Annotated in this window: 1 protein-coding gene; it reads left to right on the top strand. The window is 72.2% G+C overall.

The features are described from left to right. Positions 1–374: 374 nt before the first annotated feature. Positions 375–1,393: prenyltransferase/squalene oxidase repeat-containing protein (locus ACMZ42_RS27055; RefSeq protein ID WP_415733431.1), on the top strand; the 1,019-nt coding region annotated here is incomplete at its 3' end.

The raw sequence follows: 1,393 nt of genomic DNA, 5'->3' as shown, positions 1-1,393 counted from the left end.
ACAGGTGACTCACCGATTCGGTGGAGTTTTCGGAACCAAGTCGGCCACCGAGTGAAATGTGAGCGGTCTTGGCCGAATGACAACCCGGCGACCCGATCGAGCGAACCACCGCGGTTGCCTCTCCGGTCGGGCGCCGCTCGCCGCCGGGCAGTTCGTCGTCCGCGAGCGCGACCTGCATCCACTCGTTGTCGTGGACCGTCCGCTCACCGTGCACCGGCCAGGCGGTCGAGGTGCTCTCCTCGGAGTTCCGGAGTTCTTGGCGAACGTAGCCGACCCCGGCGCGGGATCGCCTCAAGACGGCTGACAGTGCGTCATCGATGCGCGATACTCGTCCTGCCGGCGGGAGCGGGCCCCAGCCGGAAGGAGGGGGCGGCGTGTCCAGGACCGACGGGTACGACAACGCCTTCGGCGATCCTTCGGCCGACATCGCGCGGGTTGGCGAGATCTTCGAGGGCACCACGCTCTACCTGCGCAGGACCTTCGCACGTGGCCCCGTGCACAGCGGCTGGCGGCAGTTCCTCCAGGAGGACGGGCCACCGAGCGCGGCGGGCACGGCCTGCGCGATCGGCTCGCTGGTGGCCATGGGCGTCAGCCCGGGCGACCCCCAGTTGGTCGCGGCGCGTGACTTCCTGTTCTCCGCCGTGTGCGCCGACGGCGGCTGGTCCAAGCCGCGGCTGGCCGACCACTTCAGTCTGACGATGGTCACGTGCCTGTCGCTGCTCGCGCTGGCCAGGATGGGCGTGTCCAGCGAGCACGCGGTCCTGCTCGGCGGCCTCGACTGGGTCGTGGCGGCGCAGAACGCCGACGGCGGATGGGGGAACACCTCCCGCGACGGCCAGAGCGACACCACCGCGACCTCCTATGCCATCCGCGCCCTGACCGTCGACGACGACGCACGCCTGCGGTTCGGCTCCGTCGTGGAAGCGGGCGCCGGCTGGGTGCAGCGGCAGGGCGACGACGACGGTGCCTGGGGGATCCGCGGCGGCACGGTGCCGACCATCGCGCACACCAGCCACGGCGTCGCGGCCCTGATCGCCGCCGGCCGGCCGCTGGAGTCGCTGCACGCCTCCCGAACATGGTTGCTGGCCCGCGCCCGCACCGAAGCGCCGGCCGCCTGGCTGGAGCACTACAGCGGCTCCCCCCGGGGCGGCATCGCCCGCGCCGACGGCCCGGACGAGGACACGCAACGCCCCTTGAACGCTGTCGTCATGCGCTCGGAGCGGCTGCGCTGGACCCACCTGCCCGCCGAGCGCGCCCTGATCGCCCTGCTCTCGTTGGGCGTCGACCCGAGCGACGAGGCGGTCAGGCGGGTGGCGCGGGACACCGTCGGACGCCACCAGGACAACGCGTACTGGCGGGTCGACTCGATGCCGAACACCGCGCCGTCCTGGGC

The sequence above is a fragment of the Lysinibacillus sp. NPDC056185 genome, assembly GCF_047737915.1.
Lineage (GTDB): Bacteria > Bacillota > Bacilli > Bacillales_A > Planococcaceae > Lysinibacillus.
This window is presented reverse-complemented; position numbering and strand designations above follow the sequence as displayed.